At 58.7% G+C, this 18,060-nt stretch carries 14 protein-coding genes and 4 pseudogenes; 11 read left to right on the top strand and 7 right to left on the bottom strand.

Features of this window, described 5'->3' with window-relative positions:
• Positions 1-128: 128 nt before the first annotated feature.
• The 6 genes and pseudogenes from L9059_RS31085 to L9059_RS22905 form a co-directional block, all read right to left on the bottom strand.
• Positions 129-860 (bottom strand): methyl-accepting chemotaxis protein, encoded by a 732-nt coding sequence (locus tag L9059_RS31085; protein ID WP_486969859.1) that lies wholly within the window; start codon positions 858-860, stop codon positions 129-131.
• A 132-nt stretch (positions 861-992) separates the two neighbouring features.
• Positions 993-2,021: pseudogene (locus tag L9059_RS31080) on the bottom strand (HAMP domain-containing protein); the annotation flags it as partial.
• Positions 2,022-2,166: 145 nt separating this feature from the next.
• Entirely contained in the window at positions 2,167-2,469 is a 303-nt protein-coding gene (locus L9059_RS22920) for a cell division protein ZapA (protein ID WP_247293183.1), read from the bottom strand.
• Complete coding sequence (locus L9059_RS22915) at positions 2,466-2,696, bottom strand: hypothetical protein (protein WP_045061903.1); 231 nt, start codon at positions 2,694-2,696, stop codon at positions 2,466-2,468. The genes L9059_RS22920 and L9059_RS22915 overlap by 4 nt, the downstream gene beginning before the upstream one ends.
• Before the next feature lie 331 nt (positions 2,697-3,027).
• Positions 3,028-3,153, bottom strand: a pseudogene (locus L9059_RS31075) (hypothetical protein); the annotation flags it as partial.
• Positions 3,154-3,443: 290 nt separating this feature from the next.
• The gene (locus tag L9059_RS22905) at positions 3,444-3,752 is read right to left on the bottom strand and encodes a DUF6124 family protein (RefSeq protein ID WP_247293182.1); all 309 of its coding nucleotides are present in this window, start codon (positions 3,750-3,752) and stop codon (positions 3,444-3,446) included.
• 555 nt (positions 3,753-4,307) lie between these two features.
• On the opposite strand from L9059_RS22905, the pseudogene L9059_RS22900 reads away from it, so the two are divergent.
• From L9059_RS22900 to trxC, 8 genes and pseudogenes are all read left to right on the top strand, one after another.
• Positions 4,308-5,385 (top strand): annotated as a pseudogene (locus L9059_RS22900) (colicin E3/pyocin S6 family cytotoxin).
• Positions 5,382-5,612 (top strand): DUF7683 domain-containing protein, encoded by a 231-nt coding sequence (locus L9059_RS22895; RefSeq protein ID WP_247293181.1) that lies wholly within the window; start codon positions 5,382-5,384, stop codon positions 5,610-5,612. The pseudogene L9059_RS22900 and the gene L9059_RS22895 overlap by 4 nt, the downstream one beginning before the upstream one ends.
• Before the next feature lie 330 nt (positions 5,613-5,942).
• Positions 5,943-6,818 (top strand): annotated as a pseudogene (locus L9059_RS31070) (MCP four helix bundle domain-containing protein); the annotation flags it as partial.
• A complete protein-coding gene (locus L9059_RS31065; RefSeq protein ID WP_428480295.1) occupies positions 6,801-7,673 on the top strand; it encodes a methyl-accepting chemotaxis protein in 873 nt (290 codons plus the stop codon). The pseudogene L9059_RS31070 and the gene L9059_RS31065, both read left to right, overlap by 18 nt.
• A gap of 284 nt (positions 7,674-7,957) precedes the next feature.
• Positions 7,958-9,700, top strand: a complete 1,743-nt coding sequence (locus tag L9059_RS22885; RefSeq protein WP_247293179.1) for a potassium/proton antiporter — start codon at positions 7,958-7,960, stop codon at positions 9,698-9,700.
• Between the two features lie 33 nt (positions 9,701-9,733).
• Positions 9,734-13,084, top strand: a complete 3,351-nt coding sequence (mscK, locus tag L9059_RS22880; protein ID WP_247293178.1) for a mechanosensitive channel MscK — start codon at positions 9,734-9,736, stop codon at positions 13,082-13,084.
• A 48-nt stretch (positions 13,085-13,132) separates the two neighbouring features.
• Positions 13,133-14,596, top strand: a complete 1,464-nt coding sequence (gene selO, locus L9059_RS22875) for a protein adenylyltransferase SelO (RefSeq protein WP_247293177.1) — start codon at positions 13,133-13,135, stop codon at positions 14,594-14,596.
• Positions 14,597-14,648: 52 nt separating this feature from the next.
• Positions 14,649-15,083, top strand: coding sequence for a thioredoxin TrxC (trxC, locus tag L9059_RS22870; RefSeq protein ID WP_247293176.1), 435 nt, complete (start codon positions 14,649-14,651; stop codon positions 15,081-15,083).
• Positions 15,084-15,181: 98 nt separating this feature from the next.
• On the opposite strand, the gene L9059_RS22865 is transcribed toward trxC, so the two are convergent.
• A complete protein-coding gene (locus L9059_RS22865; RefSeq protein ID WP_045061909.1) occupies positions 15,182-15,952 on the bottom strand; it encodes a ParA family protein in 771 nt (256 codons plus the stop codon).
• A 354-nt stretch (positions 15,953-16,306) separates the two neighbouring features.
• Here L9059_RS22865 and L9059_RS22860 point away from each other — a divergent pair, with 354 nt between their 5' ends.
• Genes L9059_RS22860 through L9059_RS22850 form a run of 3 tightly spaced genes read left to right on the top strand, consistent with a single transcriptional unit; the run spans position 16,307 to position 18,058 of the window.
• Positions 16,307-17,032 carry a beta-ketoacyl synthase chain length factor gene (locus L9059_RS22860; RefSeq protein ID WP_247293175.1) on the top strand — a complete coding sequence of 242 codons (726 nt, stop codon included), beginning with the start codon at positions 16,307-16,309 and terminating at the stop codon, positions 17,030-17,032.
• The gene (locus L9059_RS22855; RefSeq protein WP_247293174.1) at positions 17,008-17,817 is read left to right on the top strand and encodes a lysophospholipid acyltransferase family protein; all 810 of its coding nucleotides are present in this window, start codon (positions 17,008-17,010) and stop codon (positions 17,815-17,817) included. The genes L9059_RS22860 and L9059_RS22855 overlap by 25 nt, the downstream gene beginning before the upstream one ends.
• Positions 17,798-18,058, top strand: a complete 261-nt coding sequence (locus L9059_RS22850; protein WP_247293173.1) for a phosphopantetheine-binding protein — start codon at positions 17,798-17,800, stop codon at positions 18,056-18,058. The genes L9059_RS22855 and L9059_RS22850 overlap by 20 nt, the downstream gene beginning before the upstream one ends.
• Positions 18,059-18,060 lie beyond the last annotated feature (2 nt).

Raw genomic sequence — 18,060 nt, 5'->3', positions numbered from 1 at the left:
GCTGAAATCCAATCGCGGGCAAGCCCGCTCCCACAGGATCTGTGTGTTGAACACATTATCCGTGAACAACACAGATCCCTGTGGGAGCGGGCTTGCCCGCGATGGCGCCAACCCAGTCACCGCCTTATTCAACTCAGCTTGAACCCACCCATCTGCCGCGCCAGATCATCCGCCAACCGCTGCAACGTCTGGCAATCCTCACGGCAAGCCCTGACCTCCCCCGCCGTCGCCCGCGCCAGGTCGGAAATCCCCTGTACGTTGCGGTTGATCTCCTCAGTCACCGCCGACTGCTCTTCGGTCGCCGTCGCCACCTGATGGTTCATGTCGCTGATCCGCTCCACCTGGCCGGTAATCGCGGTCAACGAGGCGCCCGTCCGCTGACTGGACTCAACGCCCGTGCCAGTGGCCGCTTGTCCGGACTGCATCGAAGACACGGCATTTTGCGCACCCTGCTTGAGGCTACCGATCATCTGCTGGATTTCATCGGTGGACGTCTGCGTGCGTCGCGCCAACGTGCGCACCTCATCGGCCACCACCGCAAACCCTCGCCCCATATCGCCGGCACGAGCCGCTTCGATCGCAGCGTTGAGCGCCAGTAGATTGGTCTGCTCGGAAATCCCCCGAATCACCGCCAACACCTGGTCAATAGAACCTACCTCATGCGCCAGCTCACCCACAGCCGCAGCGGCGAGGCCAATTTCATTGGACATGCTCTCGATGTGGCGAATGGATCCGCCCACCACTTCCCGTGCCTGCATCGCCTCGTCCCGCGCGCTTTGCGAAGCGACGGCGGCGTTACCGGCGTTCTGCGCAATTTCCTGAACGGTCAGGCCCATCTCATGCACCGCAGTGGCGACCATGTCCGTCATTTCCTGCTGGCGCCCGGAACGCTCGGCAGTATTGTCCACCACCATGGCGACCTGCCCCACGGCTGTGCGCAGGCGCTCACTGGTAGTCAGCACCTCGCCGATCATGTCGCGCTGGCTGTCGAGAAATCGATTGAAACCTCGCGCCAGATCTCCGAGCTCGTCGGCTCGACTGGAATCCAGGCGGTGAGTCAAATCTCCACCACCGCTACCGATGGCTACCAGCGCCGCTGTTACCTGGCGAATCGGCCGCACCAGCCCGCGGGCCAGCAACACCACCAACAGCAGGCACACCAGCGCGACGGCGAGGCCAATGCCACCACTGATCCACATGGCGCGACGAGCTTCGGCGTAGATCTGCGACTGCGGCACTTCGGCCACCAACGTCCATCCCAAGTCCCTCAAGGGCAAGCTCAGCGCCAGAAAATCTTCATCTTCGCGCATGAAGTAACTGCTGGCGGCAGTTGTTTGACCCATGACAGCCCGGGCTGCTGCATCACCAATTTGCTCGGCAAGTGTGCGTTTGCCGCTGAACCGAGCCTCGGGATGAACCTGGATCAAACCGTCAGACCGCACGAGATAGACCTTGCCGCGCTCACCGAAACTGAAGTTGTGGATCAGTTCCGACAACTCTTTCATGCTCAGGCCAAGCCCGGCAACGCCCACAACCTTACCAGCCTGCTCGACCTTGAGGTCGATGAAGAGCGCCAGTTCTCCGGTCGCGGTGTCATTGTCGATATTGAGCGTGCGCGGCTGATCGCTGTCGAGAAATGAGTAGAACCAGGCATCCTTGGGATTGGCACGGCTAAGCGTGCGGTCCAGGCCCTTCTCGGTGTAATAGTGGCTGGACTCAGTGCCCACCATCAACGCGGTGAAGGCTTTGTGCTCGGCGCGAATACCTTCCAGATAGCTGACAAAGCCAGTGGCCTGGGCACTGTTTTCGCCCCCAGCCAGCCAGTCGCGCACCATGGTGTTGCTGGCGATATCCTTGGCGGCGGTGAGCGGTTGAACAAGGATGCGCTCGATATCGTTGCGCATCGCTTCGATGCTGGACGGCAGCGCCTGCTCAACCAGATAGCTCTGGGCGAGACGATTGACCACAAGGGTATAAATGCCAACTACGATCAGCACGCTGAGCAGCAGGGCGGTGCCCATGCTCAGGATCAGCTGCCATTGAATACTGCGACGCCAGAACTGCATGGAGCACCCCCAAAGAATAAGAGGCTGAAACACTGCAACAGCCGTGCCGATTGTATACAAACAAGTCGACAATTTATTCTTTGGTTGTGCGCAAAGGCAATCAGGCTTGATTGATGGTCTTGGCGATCACTTCAACCGTGGCGCTGACTTGCTCTTGATAACGGTCGAGTTCGAGTTGGTGTTGTTTGCGCATTTCGATCTGCTGAGAGCATAGGTTCATAGCCGCCAGCACCAGTAGCCGATCACCGATCAGCGTCGGGTACTTCTTCTTGGTGTCAGCCAGTGCAGCCTTCAACATCAGCGCGGCGTCCAGCAGGGTCTGCTCCTCCCCAGCCGGCGCCCTGATCGAATAGTCCTCCCCCAGGATGGAGACGACTTTCACCCCTGCGGCGCCCTCACTCATGCGCTGACTGGGCCGGCGCTGACGCGCTCAACCAAGGCCTGGATGCGCGCTGCAGTGGCGCCGTGTTTCTCTTCCTGCTCCATCAGGTTCAGTTGCAGGTTTTCGTTTTCATCCTTGGCCTGAGCCAATTCTGCGCTCAGGGTCTGGTTAGTGGCGAGCAGGGCTTGGTTCTGTTGTACCAGGTCACTGACCAACTGTTCCAATTGGCTAAGGGATGCTTCCAACATTTTGATTTTCCGGGCATTTTCAAAGGGCGCGTACGATAAAGAAAAGTCACCATGGAAGCCAGGGGTATTCAGGCGCAAGGCCTTGTTTTTCCTGGCGAGCGACCTTTCTCGCGAGCTTTAGAGACTGTGATAGGTGGATCTGGTTCCCGCACTTCGTCGCCAAGCTCGTCAAATACCTTGCAGGAGCGAGCCTACCCACCCCACTCCCGACCAACGCCAATTCGCCCGCCATCTGCGCGACCACCAAACCGACTGCGAACTGCTGCTCTGGCAAAAACTCCGATTCCGGCAAATCGCCAATCCGAGTGCTGCACCATACGCGGTCGCTCTATGTTGTGAGCTGTGCAGGTATGAGACCTTCGGCGTTGATGGTGTCGCCGCTGTGGCTAAAGAAGTCTGACAGGCGCAACCGCATGGCATCGTAGATGCGCATGCTGCCGATGTCCGGGTTGACCCCGCCACATCGGTGAGTTGCGGCCGGTCCTTGACCGAGGCAATGACGGCCGGCGCCAGGCCTGGCAACAACAGCTCGGCATCGACGGTCTATATGCAACGACGGCGGCCGAGGTCGAATTCGCTCATAGTGTTCTCCCCGAAAAGGAAAACTTAAGCATGTACGCATGACGCTGATGTGAAAATGCGATCCCTGAGGGAGGAGCTTGCTCGCGATAGCGATTTAACAGACAGCATATTTGTTGAATGCCAATCCGTCTTCTCGAGCAAGCCCGCTCCTACAATATCCGTCGGTTAGCCGGGCGGATCGAGATTGTCCAGCACGCGGTTCACCGCAAGTTCTCCCAGCATGATCGACTGCTGAATCCCCAGCAGTGTATTGCACTGCGATCCTTGCAGAAATCTTACGAAATCACTCGCCATGACATTTGCTGATGCCAGCGATTCACAGGCGTATTCCAGCAAGGGCTGGTTGTCGATCTCGGGGGCGATGAGGAAAATAGCGCTGGGTTTGCGTGGGTGCTGGCCGAGTTTTTCTGAATCGGTTGATTCGGATTGAGCGGCCGGGTCGTTATCCGGCGGATTTTTAGTCGATTTAAGCATTTCCTGGATACCAATATCAGTGCGACCACTTTCGAGCTACTAAACAAGAGGTGGTAGCTGTACGCAGGTTAGTAGACCGGGAATCCAGGAAGCCGGCGCGCCCTAGAGCGCCCTGCGCACAGCCACCAAAAAGTGCAGGGATGAAATACCTGACTGTCTGATGCGCTATACGCCCCGGAAAACCACGGGCTACTAAACCCGATCACTGAGGATCAGTGACGCGAACCAAGTTATCGACGCCCCCCAAGGCACACAAGCCGGCGGATTCTGGCTCAGTTGTAGGCAACGGCGCAAGGCCGTGTAGCCTCCGGGACAGACGCATTTTGATGCAAGAAACTGAGTTCCCGGGACCTGTAGGAACAGGTTTGTCCACCTTGGCCGGCGGTGGAGGGAAAACGGAGTATGGCATTTAGGAATAGCCCTACAGCCAGCACTTGAACTCCCAGCTAGAGTGGAGCTTTTCATCGAAAGTATGGAAGCTTCTATATGTGCGGCTGTCCCCGCTGTAGCCCACGCAAACCGAGCCCAGACAACATTCGGCGTCAGGAGGCCGACATTCTTCGATATAAAGAAGCACTGGCTCGCGATGAAGTCCGACGGAACGAACGCACCTCGCAGCCAGAGGCGAAGCCCAATACCAGAGGTTGCGTGTTCGCCAAAAGCTGCAACCTTCCAGACGGCGTAATTAATCACAACAACTCGACCGGGTTTGTCCCCGTCGAGAAACTGGCCGACTATGGGTTGTGGGCAGTGCTTGGCACCGGGGCAACGATCACCGCCGAAGGAATACCCCTGAAACTGGTGGGAGGCTCGGCAACGGGTGTCGTCATTGCCCAACGTCTCGGTGGTTCTCTTGCACTGAGTCTACTAACAGGCTCAGCGGTTGTGTTGACTAGCGCTGCGGTCGGAACGGTAGCGCTGCTGATGCCCAACACCAGTATTTCTCCCGACAGCGCTTTCTACAAAAACGACCAATATGCGTTGCTCGATGCAGGGCGAACTCGTGTCCGCATCAACGTTAAGACATTGCCGGATGGCTCCGTGAGCGCATACGGCTTTTACACGGGGGGGGAAAAAAGATTGGGAATTTGTACCTGTTATCAAGGCCACTCAGGAAGGTGATAAATTTGTTGCTGACATCGGTAACGGTATCGGCCTTATTTGGACGCCTGCAGAAAACCCTGATGATGTACTCGGCATTCCCGACCTCGCAGGCGCCCCGCAACTACCGTCTGTATGGGTGTACCCGCCCACCGAGCAGGTCAATAAAGCACTGGTGAACCCGGAACATCCGCCCGAGTATCAGGATGCGATCATTTCGTTTCCTGCGGACGCAGGTCTGGAATCGATCTACATCGTTCTGAACGCACCTGGAGATTACAAATACCACCCTGCTCCAACGACTCTCCCAGCTTTTCCAGATGTAAAACCTGCCCCGTTGAAAACCTCAGTGCGTGGGGGTAGTAAAAAACGTCGGCGATGGAAGGACCCTTCAGGGAGAATTTATGAGTGGGACTCCCAACATGGAACCGTTGAGATGTACACCAAGCAAGGAAAACATCTTGGAGAGTACGACCCGCAATCAGGGGAACAAACCAAGCCTGCCAACCCGTCGAGGAAAGTAGAAAAATGAAGCATGTCATCGAAGTCTTCAACAGACAGACGGAGGAACTTCTCCTGAGTGTGGAAGTACCCAACACCCATCACGAAGACCTAGTAAAACTAATGGATTGGCAAACACCGGAGGATGAGTTTGATGGCTACGACCTTTCTCCAGAACAAGTGCGAACACTTGAAGTCTGGACTGACAAGATCCTGGGAGACCCGAACCACACAGTGCAACTGGTGTGCGTTGATTGACTTACTACACCTCCATCCGCAAGTGGCAACAACGGCCCTACACCGTAAATCCCACGTGGTTGATGATGCCAATGATTCGGCAGCACGCATCAACCGCACAATCAAGGAATGGAGAGCAGCACTGGGCCTGACCGGGTTGAAAAAAATAAAGCATGGCGACGCTACCTGGACATGCCCGATAGGTCCCCTGACAGCACAGTTCGCCTTGCGGGAGTGAGCCTGCTCCGCGCGGAGTTCCCACGAGAAGCGTGAGGCCGAAGCGGGGTGTCAGGCTGCCCGCGTCATCGTTTACGACCATCGCGAGCTCGCTCATACAGGGGCGCGGTGTGAATGCGACAAATACGTGCAGCCACTCAAGACTTTAGTCGTATGACCGATAAGCCCTTCATACGACAGTCTCAGCGCCGCATGGATGCGCTTTTCCCGGTAAACACTATGTACCTTCGTAATATGAATATCGCTCTGCGGGCGTTCCTCGGTTTCGCCCTGATTGGCGGTTTAATGCTGGTTCTGGGGGTATTTGCCTTGAACCAGATGAGCAAGATCCGCGCGGCGGGTGAAGACATTGCCTCCGCCAGCGTGCCCAGTGTGAAAAGCCTCGACGAATTTACGCAATTGACCCTACGCCTGCGTGTCCTGTCCTACCGCTTACTGACCAACCGCGAACCCGACGTGCAGCAGAAAACCTATGAGCTGATCGAGACACGCAATCAGCAGATCCGCGATGCGCAGAAAGCCTACGAACCGTTGATTGACGGGCCAGTCGAGCGGGCGGCCTATGACCAGTACCTGCAACTGCTGGGGCAATACCGTCAGCTTGAAGAGCGGATGAAGAGCCTCTCGCGCAACAATCAGGTCGAAGACCTGCACATGATGCTCAACACCGAGCTGCTGGCCAATTCCGAGGCTGTCAACACCGCACTCGCCAGGTTGCTGGAGATCAATACCCAGCAGATCGCCGCAACCGGCCAGGAGGCTGCCGACCAGTACTCCTCAGCGTTCAACCTGGTTGTCGCGCTGCTGGTCCTGGCCTCAGGCCTGACCCTGCTGTTCGCCTGGTTGTTGACCAACAGCATTACCAAGCCGATAGCCAATGCCCTGGACGCCGCCGAAGCCATCGCCGAGGGCAACCTGACTCGCCTGATAACCGTCGATGGCGAAGATGAAGCAGGTCGTCTGTTGCTAGCCATGTCGAAAATGCAGGAAAAACTGCGCGACACGTTGCAGCGGATTTCCGGCTCGGCGACTCAACTGGCCTCCGCAGCTGAAGAGCTCAACAGTGTCACCGATGAAAGTGCCCGCGGCCTGACCCAGCAGAACAACGAAATCGAACAGGCCGCCACTGCGGTGAACGAAATGACCAGCGCCGTGGAAGAAGTCGCGCGCAACGCGGTCAGCACCTCCGAAGCGTCGAAAAACGCCACCACATCTGCCGGCGACGGCCGCGATCTGGTCCAGGAAACCGTCAGCGCCATTGAACGCATGAGCGCGGATGTCCAGAGCACCGCGACCCTGATCGGCGACCTGGCCAACGAGTCCCGGGATATCGGCAAGGTCCTGGATGTGATTCGCGGGCTGGCTGACCAGACCAACCTTCTGGCGCTGAACGCCGCGATCGAAGCGGCCCGTGCCGGCGAAGCCGGTCGCGGCTTTGCCGTGGTGGCGGACGAAGTTCGCGCACTGGCCCACCGTACGCAGCAATCGACCAGCGAAATTGAACGCATGATCGGCAGCATCCAGAGCGGCACCGAGCATGCGGTGGATTCGATGCGCAACAGCACCGAGCGCGCCGAATCGACCCTGAACATTGCCCGCGGCGCCGGTCTGTCGCTGGACACGATCAACAATGCCATCGTCGAGATCAACGAGCGCAACCTGGTGATCGCCAGCGCGGCGGAAGAACAGGCCCAAGTGGCACGGGAAGTAGATCGCAACCTGGTGAACATCCGGGATCTGTCGGTGCAGTCGGCAACCGGGGCAAGCCAGACGAGTGCGGCCAGTAATGAGTTGTCGCGGCTGGCAGTGGACCTGAATGGGATGGTTGGACGGTTCAGCCTGTAACGACTCGCACTGCCTCTGTGGCGAGGGCGCTTGCTCCCGCTGGGCTGCGTAGCGGCCCAAGCAGGCGCCACCGTGGGTAACATTTAATGTGCAGGCTGTTTTTCGACTGCTTCGCAGCCGAACGGGAGCGAGCTCCCTCGCCAAAGAAATGGAGCTCAACCTGAGAGAGCGGTCGTTGTAGTCAAAGCTTTTTGACAGCATCACATTTCAACAGGTTAGAATCGCTGGCACGCAGACTGCATGGTCAGTTTGCGCCCGCCTTTCAGCTTTCTGGAGTACTGCCTTTGAATGCGACGACCATCAACAGCCTGTTCTTGATCGGCGCGTTGCTGGTAGGTGCGAGCATTCTGGTGAGTTCACTTTCGTCGCGCCTGGGCATTCCTATCCTGGTGATCATCCTGGCCGTGGGCATGGCTGCCGGGGTTGACGGCGCCGGCATCATTTTCGATAACTACCCGACGGCCTATCTGGTCGGCAACCTGGCACTGGCAGTCATCCTGCTCGACGGCGGCCTGCGAACCAGGGTGTCCAGCTTCCGCGTGGCCTTATGGCCAGCACTGTCCCTGGCAACGGTCGGGGTATTGATCACCACTGGGCTGACCGGCATGGCGGCAGCCTGGCTGTTCAACCTGAACATGATCCAGGGCTTGCTGATCGGCGCCATCGTCGGCTCCACCGATGCCGCTGCGGTGTTCTCGCTGCTGGGCGGCAAAGGGCTGAACGAGCGGGTCAGCGCCAGCCTCGAGATCGAATCCGGCAGCAACGACCCGATGGCGGTGTTCCTCACCGTAACTTTGATCGACATGCTAGCCAGTGGCGAGACCGGTTTGCACTGGAGCCTGCTGGGACATCTGGTGCGTGAGTTCGGAATCGGTGGCCTAATCGGCCTGGGCGGCGGCTGGGTCATGTTGCAACTGGTCAACCGGATCAACCTGGCTAACGGTCTGTACCCGATCCTGGTGATCGCCGGCGGTCTTGCAGTGTTCGCGCTAACCAATGCGTTGCACGGCAGCGGTTTCCTCGCGGTGTACCTGTGTGGCCTGGTGATCGGCAACCGCCCCGTGCGTAGCCGTCATGGCATCCTGCACATGCTCGACGGCATGGCCTGGCTCGCGCAGATCGGGATGTTCCTGGTGCTCGGCCTGCTGGTAACACCCCACGACTTGCTGCCGATCGCCCTGCCCGCCTTGGGCCTGGCGTTGTGGATGATCCTGTTCGCACGGCCGCTGTCGGTGGTGGTCGGCCTACTGCCGTTCAAAGCCTTCCATGGCCGCGAAAAAGCCTTTATCTCCTGGGTGGGACTGCGGGGGGCGGTTCCGATCATTCTTGCGGTGTTCCCGCTGATGGCCGGCCTGCACAATGCCCAGCTCTACTTCAACCTCGCATTCTTTATCGTGCTGGTGTCGCTGCTGGTGCAGGGCACGAGCCTGCCCTGGGTGGCAAAACTGCTCAAGGTAACGGTTCCGCCTGAGCCCTTGCCGATCTCCCGGGCCGCGCTGGAAGTGCATGTAACCAGTGAGTGGGAGCTGTTCGTTTACCGCCTCGGCGCCGAAAAGTGGTGCATCGGCTCGCCCCTTCGCGAGTTGAAAATGCCGGAAGGCACCCGCATTGCGGCCCTGTTTCGTGGCCAGCAACTGCTCCATCCGTCGGGTAGTACGGCACTCGAAGTCGACGATTTACTCTGTGTTATCGGCCACGAACACAACCTTCCAGCCCTGGGAAAACTCTTCAGCCAGGCCCCGCAACGGGGGCTGGATTTGCGCTTTTTCGGCGACTTCGTTCTCGAAGGAGATGCCCAGCTGGCTGCGGTTGCTGCCCTATATGGGTTGAAGGTTGAAGGCATCGACCCGGACATGTCCCTGGGCCGCTTCATCGCGCAAAAAGTGGGTGGGGCGCCGGTAGTGGGAGACCAAGTCGAGTGGAACAGTACCATCTGGACCGTCGCGGTCATGGACGGGAACAAGATTGGCAAAGTCGGCGTCAGATTCCCCGAAGGAAGTCGCCCGGGTCCGGGACTCTTCCTCTAAACTCCACACTTCGCCAGCATTCGATCGGTCTCTATGTCAACCCTGCGCACCTTTTTCTTCATGGCCCTGCTGGGCTTGAGCCTATCTGTCGGTACGTTGCAAGCCGCCGAGCCACCTACCAGCGAAGCCGTGCAGGCGAGCCTGGACAAGATTGCCGACCGCAAACTGCCGGAAGCCGATCAGAAAGCCCTGCAGAGCATCCTGCAAAACACCCTGACCCAGCTCGACAATCAGCGCGATTACGAGCAGAAACTGGCAGCGCTCAAGCAGCAACTGGCTACCGCGCCCAAGCAGAACATAGAGAACCAGCGCGAACTGGTGCGCCTCAAGGGCACCAAGGTGCTGCCGGTGGAGCAGCGCTTCGCCAGCCTCTCGATCCAGCAGTTGGAGCAGATGCTCACCGAGCGCTCTACCCAGCAAAGCGATCTGCAAAAGGCCCTGGCGGATGCCAACAGCCTGGTCATCACTGCCCAGACCCGACCCGAGCGCGCCCAGGCAGAGATTTCCGCCAGCCAGACACGCATCCAGCAGATCAACAATATTCTCAAAGCCGGCAAGGACGCGGGCAAGACCCTGAGCAGCGAACAGCGCGACCAGCTCAACGCCGAACTCGCCGCACTGAACGCATTGATTCCCTTGCGTCGCCAGGAACTGGCGGGCAACAGCCAGTTGCAGGACCTGGGCAACAGCCAACATGACTTGCTGACGGAGAAATCGGATCGCCTGGATCAGGAAATCCAGGAGTTGCAGAACCTGATCAACCAGAAGCGCCTGGCACAATCCCAAGAGACTGTGACGCAGCAGTCCATTGAGGCGCAAAAGGCCGGGGGTAGCAGCTTGCTGGCCACGGAAAGCTCGATCAACCTGAAACTGTCCGACTACCTGCTCAAAACCACTGACCGCCTTAACATCGTCACCCAGCAGAACCTGCAGACCAAACAGCAATTAGACAGCGTCACCCAGAGCGACTCGGCCCTGGACGAGCAAATCAACGTGCTCAAAGGCAGCCTGCTACTGTCGAAGATTCTCTACAAACAGAAGCAGGCCCTGCCGCGCCTCAAGCTGGATCGCGACCTTGCGGACCAGATCGCCGACATTCGCCTGTACCAGTTCGACGTAAGCCAGCAACGGGAGCTGCTGAGCAACCCGGCCACCTACGTCGACAACCTGCTGTCCGCCCAACCGCCGGAACAAGTTACCCCGCAACTGCGCAAGAGCCTGCTGGAGCTGGCCAATACCCGGGCAGACCTGCTGGAGCGGCTGAACCGCGAACTGAGCGCCGTACTCAACGAATCCATCACTCTGCAAATCAACCAGAAACAACTGCTGAGCACTGCGCAAAACTTGCGCGCGACCCTCGACGAGCAGATGTTCTGGATTCCCAGCAACAAACCGCTGGATTTCGAATGGATGCACAGCGTGCCGGAGCGTCTGCAGCGCCAGGTCACCACGCTGCCTTGGGCCTCGAGCCTGAGCGAGCTGTCCGACGGCTTGACCCAGCGTCCGCTGCTGTTCCTGCCCCTGGCGTTGCTGATCGGTGCGCTGCTCTGGCGCCGCAAGAACCTATACGCTCGGCTGAACAAGGTCCACCAGGACATCGGCCACTTCAAGCGTGACAGCCAGTGGCATACACCGCAGGCAATTCTGATCAACATTCTGCTGGCGATGCCGGTGTCCCTGGGCCTGGCCCTGTGCGGCCTGGCCCTGCAGATCGACGCCCGCGGGCAGAACACCAACATGGGCGCGGCACTGCTGCAGATGGCGCAAGCCTGGCTGGTGTTCTACACCGCGTACCGCATATTGGCGCAGGGTGGCGTGGCGGAACTGCATTTCCGCTGGGAGAAGCCCCAGGTCGAATTCCTGCAGGGCTGGGTTCGTCGACTCGGATTGGTGGTGATGGCCCTGGTTGCCGTGGTGGCAGTCGCCGAGCTGCAACCGGCGGCGCTGGCCGATGATGTACTCGGCATGCCGGTGGTGCTGACCTGTTATGCGTTGATGGCCTGGCTGCTCAGCCGTCTGCTGATCAGCAGCCCGACTCACCAGAACGCCTCGCTGTTCCGCAAGGCCGTGGGCATCCTGTTTACCGCGCTGCCCATCGCGTTGTTCGTCGCGGTGTGCTTCGGCTATTACTATACGGCGCTGAAACTCAGTGACCGTCTGATCAATACGCTGTACCTGCTGATGTTCTGGCTGGTAATTGAAGCCACATTCGTGCGCGGCCTCAGCGTTGCCGCCCGACGCCTGGCCTATCAGCGCGCCTTGGCCAAGCGCCAGGCCGCCAAAGAAGCCGGCGATGGCGAAGCGGTGATCGAAGAGCCGACACTGGACATCGAGAAGGTCAACGAACAGTCGTTGCGCCTGATCCGCCTGGCGTTGCTGGGTGGTTTCATGGCGGCCCTGTACTGGGTCTGGTCGGACCTGATCACCGTGTTCTCTTACCTGGACAACATCACCCTCTACGAATACACCAGCGGTACGGGCGCCAACATGAGCATGGTGCCGATCAGCATCGGTGACATGCTCGGCGCACTGATCATCATCGGCATCACTTTCGCCCTCGCCCGCAACCTGCCCGGGCTGCTGGAAGTGCTGGTCCTGTCTAAGCTGAACCTGGCGCAGGGCAGTGCATACGCCACGACCACGCTGTTGTCCTACGTAATTGCCGGCGTCGGTTTTGTCTCGACCCTGTCGACCCTTGGCGTGAGCTGGGACAAGTTGCAATGGTTGGTGGCAGCGCTCTCGGTCGGCCTTGGTTTTGGCATGCAGGAGATCTTCGCGAACTTCATCTCCGGCATCATGATCCTGTTCGAGCGTCCTGTGCGGATTGGCGACACCATTACCATCGGCAACCTGTCGGGCACGGTGAGCAAAATCCGCATCCGCGCTACGACTATCACCGACTTCGACCGCAAGGACATCATCGTCCCGAACAAGACGTTCATTACCGGCCAACTGATCAACTGGTCCCTGACAGACACCATCACCCGGGTGACGCTCAAGCTGGGTGTCGATTACGGTTCGGACCTGGACCTGGTAAAAGAGCTATTGCTCAAGGCTGCCCGGGAAAACCCGCGGGTCCTGAAGGATCCGGAACCCCATGTGTTCTTCCTCAGCTTCGGCGAGAGCACCCTAGACCACGAGTTGCGCATGCATGTACGTGACCTCGGCGACCGCAACCCGGTACTCGACGAGGTCAACCGTTTCATCAATCGCGAGTTCAAGAAGCAGCACATCAACATTTCGTTCCGGCAGATGGAGGTCTACCTCAAGAACCTCAACGGTCAGGAATACAAAATGGTGCCGATTGAACCGGAAATCAAAACCAATGTGCCGCCCGTCGATGGCAAACCACCGCAGGAACCGCCTGCCGCCAAGCTCGACTAACCCGCCTATCCCTAGCAGAATGCTTGGACATTCTGCTGGAGATGGCCGGTGAAAGCCCTCGACGAACTGACCTTCGATAACCGCTTCGCCCGCCTGGGTGATGCATTTTCGGCCCATGTGCTGCCTGAGCCGATCGACAATCCACGCCTGGTGGTGGTCAGTCCTGCAGCCATGGCGCTGCTCGACCTCGACCCGGCCGAGGCCCAAACCCCGGAGTTCGCCGAGCTGTTTAGTGGCCACAAGCTCTGGGCCGACGCAGTGCCCAGGGCGATGATCTATTCAGGCCATCAGTTCGGCTCCTATAACCCCCAACTGGGCGACGGTCGCGGCCTATTGCTGGGCGAGGTCTATAACCAGGCCGGCGAACATTGGGACCTGCACCTCAAAGGCGCTGGCCAGACACCGTTTTCGCGCATGGGTGATGGTCGCGCGGTACTACGCTCCTCGATCCGCGAATTTCTTGCCTCAGAAGCGCTGCACGCGCTGAACATTCCCACTACCCGCGCACTGTGCGTGATCGCCTCCGACACCCCGGTCTGGCGCGAGAAGCAGGAGCGGGCGGCCATGGTCCTGCGTCTGGCGCCCAGCCACATCCGCTTCGGGCATTTCGAATATTTCTACTACACCAAGCGTCCCGAACAGCAGGACGAACTGGGCCAGCACCTGCTGGCCATGCACTTTCCCGAATGCCTGGAACAGCCGGAACCCTACCTGGCGATGTTTCACGAGATCGTCGAACGCAACGCCGAGCTGATCGCCAAGTGGCAGGCCTACGGCTTCTGCCATGGGGTGATGAACACCGATAACATGTCGATCCTGGGCATCACCTTCGACTTCGGGCCGTTTGCGTTCCTTGATGACTTCGACGCCAATTTTATCTGTAACCACTCCGATGATCAGGGCCGCTACTCGTTCAGCAACCAGGTACCGATTGGCCAATGGAATCTCAGCGCGCTCGCCCAAGCACTGACCCCGTTCATCAGCGTGGAAGCCTTGCGCGAAACCCTGGGCCTGTATTTGCCGCTGTACCAGGCCCATTACCTGGACCTGATGCGCCGTCGCCTCGGCTTGACCACCGCCGAGGACGATGACCAGAAACTGCTCGAACACTTGCTGCAACTGATGCAGAACAGTGGAGTCGACTACACCCTGTTCTTCCGCCGCCTGGGTGAAGATTCCGTGGAAATGTCGGTTGCCCGACTGCGTGATGAATTCGTCGATATCAAGAGCTTCGATGCCTGGGCCGAGCTCTACATCGCCCGGGTTGCCCGCGATGGCGAGACGGATCAACAGCAGCGCCGCCAACGCATGCATGCGGTCAACCCGTTGTATATCTTACGCAACTACCTGGCACAGAAAGCCATCGATGCTGCTGAGAGCGGTGACTATTCAGAAGTCCGCCGACTGCATGCGGTGCTGAGCAATCCATTCGAGCAGCAGCCAGGGATGGAGGCCTACGCCGAACGGCCGCCAGAGTGGGGCAAGCATCTGGAGATCAGTTGTTCTTCGTGATGGTTGTCCGATAAAAGTCGCTACCGACAAACCTTCTTTCCAGGAACGCCTCATGACCGACCCACTCCTCATTCCCTGCCCCCATTGCAACGGGCTCAATCGCATCCCCGCCGAGCGCCTGGCCGACCAGCCGAAGTGCGGCCGCTGCAAGGCTCAGGTGCTGCTGAATGCACCGTTTGAGCTGAAACAGGGTGATTACGCCAGCCAGATCAAGGGCGATCTGCCGTTGCTGGTGGACGTTTGGGCCGAATGGTGTGGGCCGTGCAAGTCATTTGCGCCGGTGTTCGAACAGGCTGCCGCGCAGTTGGCGGGTAAATGCCGGCTGGCCAAGCTGGACAGCGAGGCCAACCAGCAATTGTCGGCACAACTGGGGATTCGCTCGATCCCCAGCCTGATTTTGTTCAAGAACGGTCGGGAAGTGGCGCGACAGAGCGGGGCGCTTGCGTTGCCGCAGTTGATGAGTTGGTTGCGTAGCCAAGGAATCTGACAACCGCTTTAAGGATCGCAGTCTTGGGCGGCGCCTACAGAAATTTTGGACCACCTCGGTCCCTGTACGAGCTGCCGGAGGCTGCGATTTTTTGACCTTCAGGCGTTTTCGAGCAGGTTATGCAGCTCCACAAACTGCTGGGTCAACTTGTGCCGCGGATCCAGGTGAATCAGCGGTGTATTGGCCTGGTGCGACTCTCGCATGCGCACCGATGTGCCGAGGTAAACCGGTAGCACCGGCAATCCTTCAGCAATCAACTCATCAAGGATTTGCTGGGGCAGACTTGCCCGGGCCTGGAACTGGTTAACCACAATGCCTTCTACTTCCAGACCTTCGTTGTGGTCCTCTTTCAGCTCTTCGATCTCCGCCAACAGACCATACAGCGCCTGACGCGAAAAACTATCGCAATCGAAGGGTATTAGCACTCGATCGGCGGCAATCAGCGCCGATACTGCGTAGAAATTCAGAGCTGGAGGCGTATCCAGATAGATCCTGTCGTAATCCTCAGACAGCTCGTCCAGCAGTTTGCGCAGCTTGTTGATCTTGTGTTTCGCCTCCAGCTTGGGCTGCAAGTCAGCCAATTCGGCGGTGGCGGTGATGACGTGGAGATTATCAAAGGGGGTTTCGTAGATATCGACCTGGTTTTTCTTGGAGAACGGTCCGGAAGACAACGTTTGCTTGAAGAAATCGGCTATGCCCATCGGGATGTCATTGCCAGTGAGTCCGGTCAGGTACTGAGTGGAGTTGGCCTGGGCATCGAGATCCACCAATAGGGTGCGATAGCCCTCGCTGGCGCTGACCGCCGCCAGATTGCAGGCAATGCTGGATTTGCCTACGCCACCTTTTTGATTAAACACCACTCGCCGCATGTCAAAACCTCCGTGTATCAAAGAATGATCGAGTGTAGTGGTCCCGAGCGTCGCTTCGCTACCTTGTTGGAAAGAGGACTACAGGGTCAGACGAAATCTCTTAATAAAAAAGCGGCAATCCCAGTCAAGATGGCCGGATAGAGCCGACATACACGCTCATCCGGATGTGGATAATGGCAAAACGATATTTACCCACGAACCAGCTGGCCCATTTCCATTGAGCAAAATGTAACCTGCATTTGCTACGCACTGGCTGCACCGGGATAATGCGCGCCACCTGGCGCTTGACGCCGCGCCATGTTTGTCGCTGGTTTCGTGACTCACCGCGTCAAAAAAGCCCTCAGGGCGGGATGAATGTCTGTGATCGATTTCAACATCGCCCAATGGCGCGCGTGGGCTCCAGGGCTCGAAAGCGTGGACGATTGGCAGGCCTGGAGTCGTCAACCAGTGGTCCTGCAGGCCAGCGATGCAGCCCCAGACGTCTCATTTCTGCCCGCCATGCAGCGTCGCCGGCTCAGTCGTCTGGCGCGTATGGCCTTCAGTGTCGGCTGGCCGCTGGCCGATGGTCGACAAGACCTGCCGCTGGTCTTTGTTTCCCGACACGGCGAAACACCGCGCACTTTCGACATTCTCAGCGACTTGGCCGCCGACCAACCGCTATCACCGACCCAATTCAGCCTGTCCGTGCACAACGCGATCATTGGGCTGTGGTCGATCATGCGCGGTGAAACCAGTGAAATGACCGCGCTGGCTGCGGCCGGGGACGGGCTTGAACACGGCATGCTGGAGGCTGCGGCGTTGATCGCTGAAGGGGCGCCGGCCGTGTTGCTGGTGATCACAGAAGAGCAGCCGCCGCTTGCCTACTCGCAATGGATCGACGACGTGCCATTTCCTTATGCGCTGGGCCTGCTGATCACACCCGGCAACGATTGGCGGCTGTCCCTGAACAGCGCCCCGGATACATTGTCAAAAGCTCACTGGCCCCATGCCCTGAATCTCTTGCGCATTCTGCTCGGCCAGAAAACTACTTGCCAACATGCCTGGAAAAATCGTGTATGGACCTGGCAACGCAACCTTTGAACGAAAAGAGCCGCGACGCCTATTACTGGCGACTGCTGGCGACTGCCGCGAGCTTCACTCTATTTGGGTTGGGCGGGCTGTGCCTGCGCCTGGTGATCTTCCCCCTGCTCGCTTGCCTGCCGGGTGATCCACAGACCCACAGACTGCGCGCGCGGCGCACTGTGAGTCGCTGCTTCTGGTTCTTCGTGCGGTTCATGGCCCGGGCCGGTGTGTTGACCTACGATATCCAAGGCGCCGAAAAACTTGGCAGACCGGGGCAACTGATCATCGCCAACCACCCGTCGCTGATCGATGTGGTCTTCCTGATTGGTCTGGTTCGGCACGCCAACTGCGTGGTCAAGCAGAGCCTGTGGGAAAACCCCTTCACTCGCGGCCCGTTACGCAGCACCGAATACATCAGCAACGACGGCAGCCTGGACATGCTCGACACCGCCGCCGATGCACTGAAAAGTGGCCAGACGCTGATCATCTTTCCCGAAGGCACCCGCACCCAGCCAGGCAAATCGCCGGCCTTTCATCGGGGCGCCGCTTCAATTGCCCTTCGCGGTGCGAAAATCCTCACCCCGGTAACCATCAAGGTCAATCCCACCACGCTGACCAAAGCCGAGCCTTGGTATCGCATCCCCAAACGCCGTGTGCACTTCAGTTTCCATGTCGGAGCCGATATAGACCCACAGGCCTTTGCCGCCTGCGGCCCTGCACCGCAAGCCTCGCGCAAGCTCAACGATTATCTGCATTCCCATTACATTAAGGAGCTCGCCGAAGATGAGCGAACTACACCGTGAAATCAAACAACTGATCATCGATGCCCTGGGCCTCGAAGACATCAGTACGCAAGACATCGGCGACGACCAGACCCTGTTCGGCGAAGGCCTGGGCCTGGATTCGGTCGATGCCCTGGAGCTTGGCCTGGCCATCCAGAAAAAATACGGCATCAAGATCGACGCTGACGCCAAAGACACGCGCAATCATTTCAGCAATGTGGCGAGCCTTGCGGCGTTCGTTACTGCAAAACAGGTAGCTTGAGA

The organism is Pseudomonas violetae (assembly GCF_023072615.1).
Taxonomy (GTDB): Bacteria; Pseudomonadota; Gammaproteobacteria; order Pseudomonadales; family Pseudomonadaceae; genus Aquipseudomonas; species Aquipseudomonas violetae.
The sequence above is the reverse complement of the archived record's forward strand: the minus strand, read 5'-3'. Positions and strand labels throughout refer to the sequence as shown.